The organism is Streptomyces sp. 4N509B (assembly GCF_052245655.1).
Lineage (GTDB): Bacteria > Actinomycetota > Actinomycetes > Streptomycetales > Streptomycetaceae > Streptomyces.
In genome coordinates, this window is the sequence record NZ_JBQQBZ010000027.1 from 79,163 (window position 1) to 92,117 (window position 12,955).

General features: G+C 72.2%; 10 protein-coding genes. 8 read left to right on the plus strand and 2 right to left on the minus strand.

Features of this window, described 5'->3' with window-relative positions:
* Positions 1–135: 135 nt before the first annotated feature.
* Positions 136–1,401 carry an ABC transporter substrate-binding protein gene (locus ACTWP5_RS22790; protein ID WP_443222924.1) on the minus strand — a complete coding sequence of 422 codons (1,266 nt, stop codon included), beginning with the start codon at positions 1,399–1,401 and terminating at the stop codon, positions 136–138.
* A 151-nt stretch (positions 1,402–1,552) separates the two neighbouring features.
* Between ACTWP5_RS22790 and ACTWP5_RS22795 the strand changes: the two genes are divergently transcribed.
* Positions 1,553–2,323 (plus strand): FadR/GntR family transcriptional regulator, encoded by a 771-nt coding sequence (locus ACTWP5_RS22795; protein ID WP_443222925.1) that lies wholly within the window; start codon positions 1,553–1,555, stop codon positions 2,321–2,323.
* Between the two features lie 2,159 nt (positions 2,324–4,482).
* Here the strand turns inward: ACTWP5_RS22795 and ACTWP5_RS22800 are convergent.
* Positions 4,483–4,665, minus strand: coding sequence for a hypothetical protein (locus ACTWP5_RS22800; RefSeq protein WP_443222926.1), 183 nt, complete (start codon positions 4,663–4,665; stop codon positions 4,483–4,485).
* A gap of 34 nt (positions 4,666–4,699) precedes the next feature.
* Here ACTWP5_RS22800 and ACTWP5_RS22805 point away from each other — a divergent pair, with 34 nt between their 5' ends.
* The 7 genes from ACTWP5_RS22805 to ACTWP5_RS22835 all read left to right on the plus strand — a co-directional run bounded on the left by ACTWP5_RS22805 (position 4,700) and on the right by ACTWP5_RS22835 (position 12,934).
* The gene (locus ACTWP5_RS22805) at positions 4,700–5,836 is read left to right on the plus strand and encodes an endo-1,4-beta-xylanase (protein ID WP_443222927.1); all 1,137 of its coding nucleotides are present in this window, start codon (positions 4,700–4,702) and stop codon (positions 5,834–5,836) included.
* Positions 5,837–6,102: 266 nt separating this feature from the next.
* Positions 6,103–7,479, plus strand: a complete 1,377-nt coding sequence (locus ACTWP5_RS22810; RefSeq protein WP_443222928.1) for a glycoside hydrolase family 6 protein — start codon at positions 6,103–6,105, stop codon at positions 7,477–7,479.
* 299 nt (positions 7,480–7,778) lie between these two features.
* Positions 7,779–8,357 carry a carboxymuconolactone decarboxylase family protein gene (locus ACTWP5_RS22815; RefSeq protein WP_443222929.1) on the plus strand — a complete coding sequence of 193 codons (579 nt, stop codon included), beginning with the start codon at positions 7,779–7,781 and terminating at the stop codon, positions 8,355–8,357.
* On the plus strand, positions 8,354–9,217 hold the full coding sequence (locus ACTWP5_RS22820) for an RNA polymerase sigma-70 factor (RefSeq protein WP_443222930.1): 864 nt from the start codon (positions 8,354–8,356) through the stop codon (positions 9,215–9,217). Before ACTWP5_RS22815 ends, ACTWP5_RS22820 begins: the two co-directional genes overlap by 4 nt.
* A gap of 74 nt (positions 9,218–9,291) precedes the next feature.
* Complete coding sequence (locus ACTWP5_RS22825) at positions 9,292–9,780, plus strand: helix-turn-helix transcriptional regulator (RefSeq protein WP_443222959.1); 489 nt, start codon at positions 9,292–9,294, stop codon at positions 9,778–9,780.
* Positions 9,781–9,790: 10 nt separating this feature from the next.
* Complete coding sequence (locus ACTWP5_RS22830) at positions 9,791–10,201, plus strand: VOC family protein (RefSeq protein ID WP_443222931.1); 411 nt, start codon at positions 9,791–9,793, stop codon at positions 10,199–10,201.
* 342 nt (positions 10,202–10,543) lie between these two features.
* Entirely contained in the window at positions 10,544–12,934 is a 2,391-nt protein-coding gene (locus ACTWP5_RS22835; protein WP_443222932.1) for an ATP-binding cassette domain-containing protein, read from the plus strand.
* Positions 12,935–12,955 lie beyond the last annotated feature (21 nt).

The following is a 12,955-nucleotide window of genomic DNA, read 5'->3' on the forward strand; positions in this document are numbered from 1 at the left end:
GCGCGCCGGCCTCCCCGTCCCCCCGGCCGGGGCGCCGGGGAGGCCGCGCGGCGGGTACGCCCGGGGACGCCGGCGGAAACGTTCCGGTCGGCCGCCGTCCCGCGGACGGGCGGCGGTGGGCTCGGCGGCACAGGGTCAGCTCGCCTGGTCGGAGTCGGCCAGCTGCCGTAGGGCGTCGTCCACGCTCACCGACCCGCTCAGGAGTTGCTGGGAGAGCCTTCCCATCAACTCCAGGGTCTCGGACGACAGCGCGACGTGCAGCGCGGGCTCGCCGTTCTCGATCTCCGGGACGATCGCGGCGAGGGCGGGTCCGCCGCCGGAGACGTCGACCGTGGTGTCGGAGACGATCGCGCCGGCGTCGGCGTGGAAGGCGCTCAACGCCTCGGTGGAGGTCAGCGACCGCACGAGGTCGGCGGCCAGGTCCGGGTGCGCGGTCCCCTTCGCGACGGCGTACCCGATGCCGCCGTCGTAGGGGAGGCTGGGGCTGGCGTCGGCGGTGACCAGCGGCGCCGGCATCACGCCGACGTTCTCGTCGCCCAGGAACTCACCGAAGTCCTTCCAGTGGCCCACGTCCGACATCAGCCCCACGATGTGGGCGGCCTCACCGGCCTCGAAGAGCCCGAGGGAGTCGTTGAACAACGCGGTCGAGTTGGCGCCGTCGTTGTTCAGGCCCGCCTCGCCGGCCTCCTGCCAGAGCTCGAAGACCCGCCGCACGTGGGGCGAGGTCCAGTCGCGGTTCCCGGCGATCCAGTCGTCGTACTCCCGCGGCGTGAGGACGGCCGATCCCAGCCCCGAGAGGAAGAACTGGATGCCGTAGCCCTCCTTGTTTCCCAGGGCGAGGCAGCTGGCGTCCGTCTCCTCGGCGATGGTCCCGCAGTCGTCGAGGAAGTCCTCCCAGGTCGTCGCCGGGTCCTCCGGGTCGAGCCCGGCCTCCTCGTACAGCGCCCTGTTGTAGTAGATCGGGTGCCCCTGCAGTGTCACGGGGGCGGCGTAGACCGTGTCCTCCTCGGTGAACGCCTCCCATCCCGCCAGCCGCTGGCGGTCCTCGGCGACGTACGCGTCCAGGGGGAGCAGGGAGTCCGCGCGGTCGCGTATCTGGCCGCCGCCGTTGAAGAGCATCACGTCGGGGCCCTCGCCGGTCCGCATCGCCGTGCCGAGCAGCGTGTAGTACTGGTCGAACGGCTGCGCCACGAACTCCACCGTCACGTCCGGGTGTCGCTCGGCGAAATCGGCCTTCGCGGCCTCGACGTAGGCGGCGGACGCCTCGTCAGCGGACTTCCAGTCCCAGACGACGAGCGTGTCGTCCGGGGAGCCGGAGGAGGAACCCGATCCGGCGCTCCCGCAGCCGGTCAGGGCGAGAGCCCCGACCAGGACGGCCGACCACAGTGTTCGCTGCTTCATCGCTGCCCACTCTCCGGAGGAAGACCGGGCGCCCACCCGGCTGTCCAGTGGGCCGGAAACATAATTCGTGTGACGTCTCACGTCAAGAGGGTGGAGCGTATACTCGCCAGTCGAGAGGTGGCGCCGCCAGTCGCGGGCCATGGGAGGGACCATGACGGCATCGCAGCAGGGCATCCAGGGCGCCACGGCATCACCGGACTGGGTACGGCGACCGGCCAGCCTCGCGAGGGCGCTGACCACGGAGCTGGTGGGCCGCATCGTTCGCGGGGTGCACCCGCCGGGCACCGCCCTGCCCCCGGAGCCCGCCCTCTGCGAGGCGTTCGCGGTGAGCCGGACGGTCGTGCGCGAGGCGGTGAAGCTCCTACAGGACAAGGGCCTGGTGCAGGTCCGCCAGGGCTCCGGCACCCTGGTGACCCCTCCGACGCAGTGGAACATGCTCGACGAGCTGGTCCTGGCGGCGAGCATCGAGGAGGACGAGAGCCTGGCGATCCTCGACGACCTCGTCGTCACGCGGCGCCTGTTGGAGTCCGACATGGCCAACCTCGCCGCCCAGCTCGCCACCGACGAGGCCATCGACCGGCTGCGGGCGCTGGTGGACCGGATGGACGAGCTGGTGGACGACCCGGTCGCCTACGCCGAGCAGGACCGGGCCTTCCACGACACGATCATGCAGACCTCGCAGAACCGCATCGCCCGCGCCGTGGTGCGGTCCATGGAAAGCCAGGTCCTCACCATCGCCCGGTACGTGGGCAAGACCGAGCGGTCCCTGTGTGTCGCGTCCAACCAGGGCCATCGCCGCATCTTCGAGCGGATCGCCGCCCACGACCCGGGCGGCGCGTCCTCGGCGATGTTCACCCACATCACCGAGGCGTGGCTCGTCCGCCGCACCGGGCCGGGCGACCCCGTGCGGCTGCGGCGCTGACCAGGGCCGAGACGGGCCCCCGAGGGGTGGCGCCGCCAGCCGCCCCCGAAAAACATACGTACGACGTGTGTTGTCTCTCGCGCCCGAGGGCTATGATCCGTGACGTCTGGAGGACCAGTCGACGTCCGGTATACCGAACAACGGGCTGGTCGCAGCGGTCTGTGCCCGCCCCACAGGCCCCCTCGTGACACGCACACGCACCATCCACCTGTTCCGGTGAGGCACCCCCCACGCACGCCAGATGGCCGGACTCGTCAAGGACGCGGGGTCGACGCGTTGGGGTGGGCCTTCCGGCCGAGCCGCCATGGAGTGCCGCCTTGTTCGCTTCGGAACGCCGTTCCCTGCCCAGCAGCCTCCCCCTCTCCCCCTGAGCACGACGACCGGTGAACGGGACATCCGGGCCCCTCCGCCACGCGCGGCAGCGCCCGACCGTCCCGAAGCGCACCAGCCGATGCCGCCCACCGGCCGCTGACCAGCCGTCAGACAGCGCCGGCACGGCGCGAGGCACGAGCGTCCCCCACCCCCACCCCCAACCCCCACCACCCCCACAAGGAGCCAACGATGCCGGTGCGACGGCGTACGCGTCCGGGACCGGACACGGCCACAGCAGCCGCTCTCGCCACCGGCGCGCCCGGCGGCACGGCGCGCTTGGCCGTCCCGGACTAGTCCGGGCCAACGACCCGCCGCGCCATGGCGGTTGGCTGCAGCAACCGCATGGCGAGGCGTTGGTGCCTCCCAGGGCCAGTCCTCTCCTCTAACAGCCCCCTGCGACTGGTCCTGGGTGGGCACCCACTCGACGATGCACCACTGACCCCCGGGTGTACACCGGCCGGGAAGCCATACCGCGGGCGGACTGGTCCAGCACTGGACCAGCGCCGCCTCAGCGGGGCCGGCGCGGTCCCCGTGCGGTACCCGTGGGGTCCCCGCTCGACGGCGAGGGCGTGGATGTGCCGGGAGGGCGCGCGTTCGGGCGGCGCCACGACGAGGCGGCCCCGGGGGTCGAGCCGGTGGCAGGGCACCAGCCCGGCGTCCACGCCGTTCGGGGCGAAGGGGGGACGGGACCGCCGGACCGCCGGAGCACCGATGCGCGTGGACGTCTCGGCGCGACAGGCGTGAGGGAAGGCGCCTGCCCAGGGCCGTCGCGGTCGCTGGAGGACCGACCGGCCGGCCCTGGGCGGCGCCGACGCCGCACCGTCGGGGTTCGCCGGCTCCAGGTTGGGACAGATCCCCCCGGCCACCCCTCGACGCGACGAGTCATCGTGTCGGACTACCGCGCCGCCGCCTCCCCGTTCGCGCCGCCGCCGCTGGCGCCGGCGGGGAGCCGGGAGGTCGCGCGACCCCGGCCCCGGGGCAGGTGTCAGCAGCCGTACCGGAACAAGAACGGATGGTGTGCGTGCGGTCGTGCCATGGCCCTGTGGGGCGGACCCAGACACGTGCCGCCAAGCCGCGCGTCCGATACTTCGAACACTGACTGGCACTTCAGACGTCAGCGATCATAGGCGGGCACAGGGGTTAGTCAACATACGTGTAAGGAATCCCTTGTCCGCCCGGCGTGGCCCCGAGCCGCCGGGTTCCGGGGCGGGGGCGGCGCCGCGCGGGTGCGTGCCAGCGGCGGGAGGTCGCCGCGGCCGGCCACGACCCCCGGCGACGGCGTCACCGACGGAGACCGGGAGGTCAGGGATGTGCCCGGCGGCCTAGGGCGATCCACCCACGAGACGCCGGCCGTGCCGCTCGCCTCCCCCGGGCCGTACGGTGCTCTTGAAGTTCGTTGGGCTTCATGGTTTGTTGGTGTGCGCAGGGGCGCTGGGAACTCGGAGTTTGTCATGGCCATACACATGGCCCGACGAAGGATCCTTTGCGCGAGTGGCACCGGGCTGGCAGGTCTCAGGCAGCGGCGAGTGACGTCCGCTGCCGTCCGTGGCGTGGCCGCCGGCGTGGCCCACGGGCTCGCCGGAAACGTCGCCGGCAAGCCGTTGCCTCCCGCCCCCGCTCACCGCTTCGGCCGCGCGAACGGCCACGGCCAGCGGACCGCCGGTTCCCACCGCACCGACTCCCGGGCGCCGAACTCCCCCGCCGACGGCGGCGTTGCCACGCCTCGCCACGGCCGACGCGGAACACGGCACCCCGGGACGGCACGACCGGCCCGTGCGTGACCACCGTCATGGCTGGGCGGGCGACCGGCGCCCGCTGGCGCGGTCCCGCGTCCGCCTCCCCGCCCTGACCGGCTGGACGGTCTCCTCGGCCTGTTCCTGACGCCGCCGGCCGCGTTCCCTGGCCGGTGGTGGCTCGGTGCGGCCCTGCGCCGCGGCCACGTCACCCATCCCCACTCCGGACAGGGTCATCCCTGTCTCCCCCACCGGAAGAAAGAGGTCTCACGTGACCAGCAGTTCGCCCATGCGGCGCGGGCGTCGGCTCGTTCGAACCGCCGTCGCCGTCGCGGTGACCGGCGGCCTGGCGGCGACCGGCGTCGTCCTGTCCACCGGCTCCGCCACGGCTCAGGCCGACACCCTCGGTGCCGCGGCGGAGCAGAGCGGCCGGTACTTCGGTGCCGCCATCGTGCCGAACCTCCTCGGCGAGTCCTCCTACGCGTCCACGCTGAACGCCGAGTTCAACAGCGTCGTGGCCGAGAACGCGATGAAGTGGGACGCCACCGAGCCCAACCCCGGCCAGTTCAACTTCAGCGGCGGCGACCAGATCGTCGCCCACGCGCAGGCCAACGGCCAGGAGGTCCGCGGCCACACCCTGGTCTGGCACGCCCAGCAGCCCGGCTGGGTGCAGGGCCTGACCGGCGACAGCCTGCGCCAGGCGATGGTCAACCACATCACCGGCGTCGCGGGCCACTACGCGGGCGAGATCTCGTCCTGGGACGTGGTCAACGAGGCGTTCGAGTGGGACGGCAGCCGCCGCCAGTCCAATCTCCAGCAGCAGCTGGGCGACGGCTGGATCGAGGAGGCCTTCCGCGCCGCCGACGCCGCCGATCCCGACGCCACGCTCTGCTACAACGACTACGGCACGGACGGCATCAATTCCAAGAGCGACGGAATCTACCGCATGGTCGAGGAATTCCTCGCCCGCGGCGTCCCCATCGACTGCGTCGGCTTCCAGACCCACGTGAGCCAGGACTCCGACCTGAGCACCTACCAGCAGAACCTCCAGCGCTTCTCCGACCTCGGCGTCGACGTGGAGATCACCGAGCTCGACGTCGGCGGCTCCGGCAGCGCCCAGGCCAACGTCTACCGGACCGTCACCCAGGCCTGCATGGCTGTCGAGCGCTGCACCGGCATCACCACCTGGGGCATCACGGACAGGTACTCCTGGCGCGGCCAGGAGACCCCGCTGCTCTTCGACGCCAACTACCAGAAGAAGGAGGCCTACAACGCCGTCCTGGACGCGCTGAACGGCGCCGCCGGACGTCACGGCGGCGACGACGGCGACGGCGACGAGCCCGACGCGGCGGCGTACGACCCGACCGCACGGCGCGACAGTGCCCTCGCCTCAGAGCAGGGCACCTGATCGCCGGCGCACGCCCGTTTCCGCTGCCGGCCCGGTCACTCGGCGAAGGCCCCCCGCGTGTGCCGCGCGGGGGGCGCGCCCCGGCCGCCCACGCAGCCGTGCCTCCGCGTCTCCGCGAAGGTCGACCGCTGCCGGCGGCCCCGCCCCGGGAGCGCCCGCAGGACGGTGACCTCGGCGTGCCGTCCGGGCACGCCACGGCGACCGTTCGACGACGAGCCACCAGAGAACGAGCCACCAGAGAAGCTTCCTCTGGAGGAAGGACCACGATGAGCCGCACGACCCCCCCACCACACCGCCGTCGGAGGCGGCCCGCGATGCTCGCGGGCGCGCTGGTCGGCGCGGCCGCGATCACCGCGGCCACCCTCGGCCTCGCGTCCGCCGAGGACCCGGCCCCGCTACAGCGGGTGGAGAACCCCTACGAGGGCGCGGACGTCTACGTGAACCCGGACTGGTCCGCCAACGCGGAGGCCTCCGGCGGGTCGGCGATCGCCGACCAGCCCACCGGCGTGTGGCTGGACTCGATCGGCGCCATCACGGGCGGCTCGGCCGGCAACAGCACGGGCCTGGCCGAGCACCTGGACCGCGCCGTGGAGCAGGCCGGCGGCGAGCCGTTCGTGTTCCAGATGGTCACCTACAACCTGCCCGGCCGTGACTGTTCGGCGCTCGCCTCCAACGGCGAGCTCGGGCCGGAGGAGATCGACCGGTACAAGACCGAGTTCATCGACCCGATCGCGGAGATCGTCGGCGAGTACGCCACGGCCAACCCGAACCTGCGCATCGTCAACATCGTCGAGATCGACTCGCTGCCGAACCTGATCACCAACACCGGCTCCGCCGAGACGGCCACGCCCGAGTGCAACGAGATGCTGGCCAACGGAAACTACCAGGAGGGTGTCTCCTACAACGTCGGCACCCTCGGCGAGTACGAGAACGTCTACAACTACATCGACGCCGGTCACTGGGGCTGGCTCGGCTGGGACACCAACTTCCAGCCGGCCGCGGACCTCTTCAACGAGGTCATCGGCACCGCCCCGGCCAGCCCCGACAAGGTGGCGGGCATCGCGGTGAACGTCGCGAACTACGGCTCGCTGGAGGAGCCCCACTTCTCCGTCGACGAGACGATCGGCGGCACCCAGGTGCGCGAGTCGGAGTGGATCGACTGGAACCAGTACACCAACAACACCGACTTCGGCCTGGACTTCGCCGCCGCGGTCGACGGCGGCCACGGCCTGATCATCGACACCTCCCGCAACGGCTGGGGCGGACCTGACCGTCCCAGCGGCCCCGGCCCGGAGACCAGCGTCGACGAGTACGTCAACGGCGGCCGTATCGACCAGCGCATCCACACCGGCAACTGGTGCAACCAGGCCGGCGCCGGCCTCGGCGAGCGCCCCCAGGCGTCCCCCGCCTCCGGTATCCATGCCTACGCGTGGATCAAGCCCCCGGGCGAGTCGGACGGCTCCAGCGAGGAGATCCCGAACGACGAGGGCAAGGGCTTCGACCGCATGTGCGACCCGACCTACGAGGGCAACCCGCTCAACCAGAACCACATGTCCGGCGCTCTCGGCGGTGCGCCGATCTCCGGCCACTGGTTCGAGGCGCAGTTCCAGGAACTCATGGCCAACGCCTACCCGCCCCTGTGACGGACGGCGTGGCCGGCTGACGGAGAGCGGCCGACCGCGGCCAAGGCCCGAAGCCCGTACACCCGCGCCCCCGGTGCTCCCCAGGCACCGGGGGCGCGGCGCGTCAGGCGCGTCGGTCGGCGGGACCCGGCGGTGGCGGCCCCCGTCACGGAGGACGGGCCACCCGCCCCTGTCGCGGGCCACCCGTCACCGGGCCACACCAGAACCGTTTCCACCGGGGCGTTCCCCTGTCACATCCGCGGGTCGGGCGGTGTCTCATGCACAGACAGGCAGACCTTCCCGAGGAGAAGCAGAGAACCATGACGCTACGCGTTCCGAGGACGGATCTTCCCGACGAGCTCAGGAAGGGCATGGTGGAGCGGTTCGGTGCCGTTCCCGAACCGGTCGAGGTGATGTGGAACCACCCCGCGGTCGCCGAGGCGAGTCTGGACTTCGCCGCCAGGGCGGGGACCTGGGAGGCGGTCGACGCGGGCCTGAAGACGTTCGTCCACATGGCCGTCGCGGCACAGGTCGGGTGCGGCTGGTGCCTGGACGTCAACTACTTCCAGGCGCAGAACCAGAACCTGGACATGGCCAAGGCGAGCCAGGTGCCGCGGTGGCGGGAGTCGGAGGTGTTCACGCCGTTGGAGCGGGACGTGCTGGAGTACGCGGAGGCGATGACGGACACGCCGCCGACCGTCACCGACGAGCTGGCGGCGCGCCTGCTCGACCGGCTCGGCACCGAGGGCCTGGTGGAGCTCACGGTGTACGTCGCCTACAGCAACCTGACGACCCGGGGGAACTCCGCCCTCGGCATCACGTCGCAGGGCTTCTCCGACGCCTGCGAGACGCCGCTGGCGACGCGTCCCGCGCGCGCCGGTGTGGCGTCGGCGGCATGACAGAGGACCCGTTCGTCGCCCACCGCGGCCTGCTGTTCACGGTCGCCTACGAGATGCTCGGCTCGGCGGCCGACGCGGAGGACGTGCTCCAGGAGTCCTGGCTGCGGTGGGCCGACGTCGAGCGCTCGCGGGTGCGTGACCCGCGGGGCTACCTCGTCCGCGTCGTCACGCGGCAGGCGCTCAACCGTCTGCGGACGCTGTCGCGCAGCCGCGAGGACTACGTCGGCGAGTGGCTGCCGGAGCCGCTGTTGACCACCCCCGACGGCGCCGAGGACGTCGAGCTGGCGGAGAGCGTCTCGATGGCCGTCCTGACCGTGCTCGAAACGCTCGGGCCGACGGAGCGGGCGGTGTTCGTGCTCCGCGAGGTCTTCGACACGCCCTACGGCGAGATCGCCGAGGCGGTCGGGAAGTCCACGGCCGCGGTGCGGCAGATCGCGCGGCGGGCGCGGGACCACGTGGCGGCCCGGCGGCCCAGGGTGCGGGTCGACCGGGCGGAGCAGCGGGCCGTGGTGGAGCGTTTCCTGGAGGCGCTGCGCACCGGGCGGGTGCGGGAGCTGATGGAGGTCATGGCGCCCGACGTGGTCATGATCGCCGACGGGGGCGGGCTGGTCGCCGCGTTCCCGGCCCCGATCCACGGCGCGGACGCCGTGGTGGGGCTGCTCGCGCGGGCCGACCGGGCGGGGGCGGTCGAGACGGCGACCGTGTGGCTCAACGGCGCTCCCGCGGGCCGGATCGAGCTGGGCGGGGAGCCGGCCGCGGTGAGCTTCGTCGTGGAGCACGGCAGGATCAGCCGGATCTACGTGGTGAGGAACCCGCGGAAGCTGACCCGGCTGGAGGTGCCGGCCGCGCTCAGCAGGTGAGCCGACGCGCGCCGGTCCGCGGCGCGGTGGTCCGGGCGGTGCGCTACCACCCGGACCACCCGCCCGCGCGTCGAATGCCTGTGCGGTTGTCAGTGGGCTGTGGCAGCATCGCGGACGTGACCAGGAAACCCGCCACCAGCGAGCAGCACCTGCGCGACCTCGCACGTCTGCGCCGCGTCCGCGACCGGATCGACCGGGAGTACGCCCAGCCACTGGACGTCGAGGCGCTCGCGCGCGGCGCGCACATGTCGGCCGGCCACCTCAGCCGCGCCTTCCGCGCCGCCTACGGCGAGTCACCGTACGGGTACCTCATGACGCGGCGCATCGAGCGCGCCATGGCCCTGCTGCGCCGCGGGGACCTCAGCGTCACCGAGGTCTGCTTCACCGTCGGCTGCTCGTCGCTGGGCACCTTCAGCACCCGCTTCACCGAGCTGGTCGGCATGCCGCCGAGCACGTACCGGCGCCGCGCGGCCCGCTCGACGCAGGGCATCCCGTCCTGCGTGGCGAAACAGGTCACCAGACCGATCAGGAATCGAGAAGCACGGGTCCTGACCGCTGCCTAGCATCACTGCCATGAACATCACGATTCACGCCAGTTTCCTCCCCCAGGACGACCCCGAGGCCGCCCTCGTGTTCTACCGCGACACCCTCGGCTTCGAGGTCCGCAACGACGTCGGCTACGACGGGATGCGCTGGATCACGGTCGGCCCGCCCGACCAGCCGGCCACGTCCATCGTTCTCCACCCGCCGGCCGTGGACCCCGGCGTCACCGACGAGGAGCGCCGCACCATCACCGAGATGATGGCCAAGGGCACGTACGCGGGCATCCTGCTGGCCACCTCCGACGTCGACGCGGCCTTCGCCCGGCTCCAGGCGAGCGACGCCGACGTCGTCCAGGAGCCGACCGACCAGCCCTACGGCGTCCGGGACTGCGCGTTCCGCGACCCCGCGGGGAACCTGATCCGGATCCAGGAGGTGCGCTGATCCCCGCGCCGGTGAGGCCGGCGGGACGGGGGGCACCCCGGCCCCCGGGCCGCGCCGCCTGGGTACCGTGCCGCGACGTCCCGCGTGAGACCCCGGTCGGCCCCGGCCGGCCGGGGGTCGTCGCCCGGTCGCGTGGCGGCGGAGCGAGGGCGGGTCGGGGACGACGAGGCCGACATGACTGAGACGAGGCCGACATGACTGATGGGAACGGACGAGACCGACGAGGCCGGTGAGACCCGGCGACGCGGTAGGAGACGAAGGCGCTCGACGCCGGCCAGCGCGGCCGGGCGAGCGACGCGGAAGGACCGCGCGGGCGGCCTTCGACCACGAGACGGAGAGACGATGAGCAAGGCCACCAGCACCGACACGCAGTCGCCCGCGCCGCACGACGCCGACCGCCACGACCTGATCCGCGTGCACGGCGCCCGCGAGAACAACCTCAAGGACGTCAACGTCGAGATCCCCAAGCGCCGACTGACGGTCTTCACCGGGGTGTCCGGCTCGGGCAAGAGCTCGCTGGTGTTCGACACCATCGCCGCCGAGTCGCAGCGGCTGATCAACGAGACCTACAGCGCCTTCGTCCAGGGCTTCATGCCGAACCTCGCGCGGCCCGAGGTCGACGTGCTCGACGGCCTCACCACCGCCATCACCGTCGACCAGCAGCGGATGGGCGCAGACCCCCGGTCCACGGTGGGGACGGCCACCGACGCCAACGCGATGCTCCGCATCCTCTTCAGCCGCCTGGGCACCCCGCACATCGGCCCGCCCAGCGCGTACGCCTTCAACGTCCCCTCGGTGAAGGCCTCCGGCGCGATCACCGTGGACCGCGGCGCGAAGAAGGCCGAGAAGGTCACCTTCACCCGCACCGGCGGGATGTGCCCGAACTGCGAGGGCCGGGGCAAGGTCTCCGACATCGACCTGAGCCAGCTCTACGACGACACGAAGTCGCTCTCCGAGGGCGCCTTCACCATCCCCGGCTGGAAGTCCGACAGCCCGTGGACCGTGGGGATCTACGCCGAGTCGGGCCTCCTCGACCCGCACAAGCCGATCCGCGAGTTCACCGAGAGGGAGATGCGGGACTTCCTCCACGGCGAGCCGACCAAGGTCAAGGTCAACGGCGTCAACCTCACCTACGAGGGGCTCATCCCCAAGATCCAGAAGTCGTTCCTGTCCAAGGACAAGGAGGCGATGCAGCCGCACATCCGCGCCTTCGTGGAGCGGGCGGTCACCTTCACCGACTGCCCCGAGTGCGACGGCACCCGACTGGCGGAGGGCGCGAGGTCCTCGAAGATCAGGGGGATCAGCATCGCCGACGCCTGCCGGATGGAGATCCGCGACCTGGCGGCGTGGGTCCGCGAGCTGACGGAGCCCTCGGTGGCGCCGCTGCTCACGACGTTGCAGCAGACGCTCGACTCCTTCGTGGAGATCGGCCTCGGGTACCTGTCCCTGGAGCGCCCCTCGGGGACGCTCTCGGGCGGCGAGGCGCAGCGCGTGAAGATGATCCGCCACCTCGGCTCCTCCCTGACCGACGTCACCTACGTCTTCGACGAGCCCACGACGGGCCTGCACCCCCACGACATCCAGCGGATGAACGACCTGCTGCTGCGCCTGCGCGACAAGGGCAACACCGTGCTCGTGGTGGAGCACAAGCCCGAGGTGATCGCGATCGCCGACCACGTCGTCGACCTCGGACCCGGCGCCGGCACGGGGGGCGGCGCCGTCTGCTACGAGGGTGCCGTCGAGGGGCTGCGGGCCAGCGGCACCATCACCGGCCGCCACCTCGACGACCGGGCCCGCCTGAAGGACACGGTGCGCGAGCCCACCGGCGCCCTGGAGATCCGCGGCGCCACGGCGAACAACCTGCGCGACGTGGACGTCGACGTGCCGCTGGGGGTGCTGACCGTGATCACCGGCGTGGCCGGCTCGGGGAAGAGCTCGCTCATGCACGGCTCGGTCCCCGCGGACGCGGGCGTCGTGTCGGTGGACCAGACCCCGATCAAGGGCTCCCGCCGGAGCAACCCGGCGACCTACACCGGACTGCTCGACCCGATCCGCAAGGCCTTCGCGAAGGTCAACGGCGTGAAGCCGGCGCTGTTCAGCGCCAACTCCGAGGGCGCCTGCCCGACGTGCAACGGCGCCGGCGTCGTCTTCACCGACCTCGGCATGATGGCCAGCGTCTCCACCACCTGTGAGGACTGCGAGGGCAAGCGGTTCCAGCCCGCGGTGCTGGAGTACCACCTCGGCGGCCGGGACATCAGCGAGGTGCTGGCGATGTCCGTCAGCGAGGCGGAGGAGTTCTTCGGCTCCGGCGAGGCACGCACGCCGGCCGCGCACAGGATCCTGGAGCGGCTCGTCGACGTCGGCCTCGGGTACCTGAGCCTCGGCCAGCCGCTCACCACGCTCTCCGGCGGCGAGCGGCAGCGCCTGAAGCTTGCCACCCACATGGCCGAGAAGGGCGGCGTCTACGTGCTGGACGAGCCCACCACGGGCCTCCACCTGGCCGACGTCGAGCAGCTGCTCGGCCTGCTCGACCGGCTCGTGGAGTCCGGGAAGTCGGTCATCGTCATCGAGCACCACCAGGCGGTCATGGCCCACGCCGACTGGATCATCGACCTCGGGCCCGGCGCCGGCCACGACGGCGGCCGGATCGTCTTCGAGGGGACGCCCGCCGACCTCGTCGCCGCCCGCTCCACCCTCACGGGCGAGCACCTCGCGGCCTACGTCGGCGCCTGAGCGGGCGCGGGGCGACGGTCA

Coding starts and splice junctions, on each gene's coding strand:
- ACTWP5_RS22790 (WP_443222924.1), bottom strand. CDS start 1,401: ATGAAGCAGCGAACACTGTGGTCGGCCGTCCTGGTCGGGGCTCTCGCC.
- ACTWP5_RS22795 (WP_443222925.1), top strand. CDS start 1,553: ATGACGGCATCGCAGCAGGGCATCCAGGGCGCCACGGCATCACCGGAC.
- ACTWP5_RS22800 (WP_443222926.1), bottom strand. CDS start 4,665: ATGACCCTGTCCGGAGTGGGGATGGGTGACGTGGCCGCGGCGCAGGGC.
- ACTWP5_RS22810 (WP_443222928.1), top strand. CDS start 6,103: ATGAGCCGCACGACCCCCCCACCACACCGCCGTCGGAGGCGGCCCGCG.
- ACTWP5_RS22815 (WP_443222929.1), top strand. CDS start 7,779: ATGACGCTACGCGTTCCGAGGACGGATCTTCCCGACGAGCTCAGGAAG.
- ACTWP5_RS22820 (WP_443222930.1), top strand. CDS start 8,354: ATGACAGAGGACCCGTTCGTCGCCCACCGCGGCCTGCTGTTCACGGTC.
- ACTWP5_RS22825 (WP_443222959.1), top strand. CDS start 9,292: ATGCCTGTGCGGTTGTCAGTGGGCTGTGGCAGCATCGCGGACGTGACC.
- ACTWP5_RS22830 (WP_443222931.1), top strand. CDS start 9,791: ATGAACATCACGATTCACGCCAGTTTCCTCCCCCAGGACGACCCCGAG.
- ACTWP5_RS22835 (WP_443222932.1), top strand. CDS start 10,544: ATGAGCAAGGCCACCAGCACCGACACGCAGTCGCCCGCGCCGCACGAC.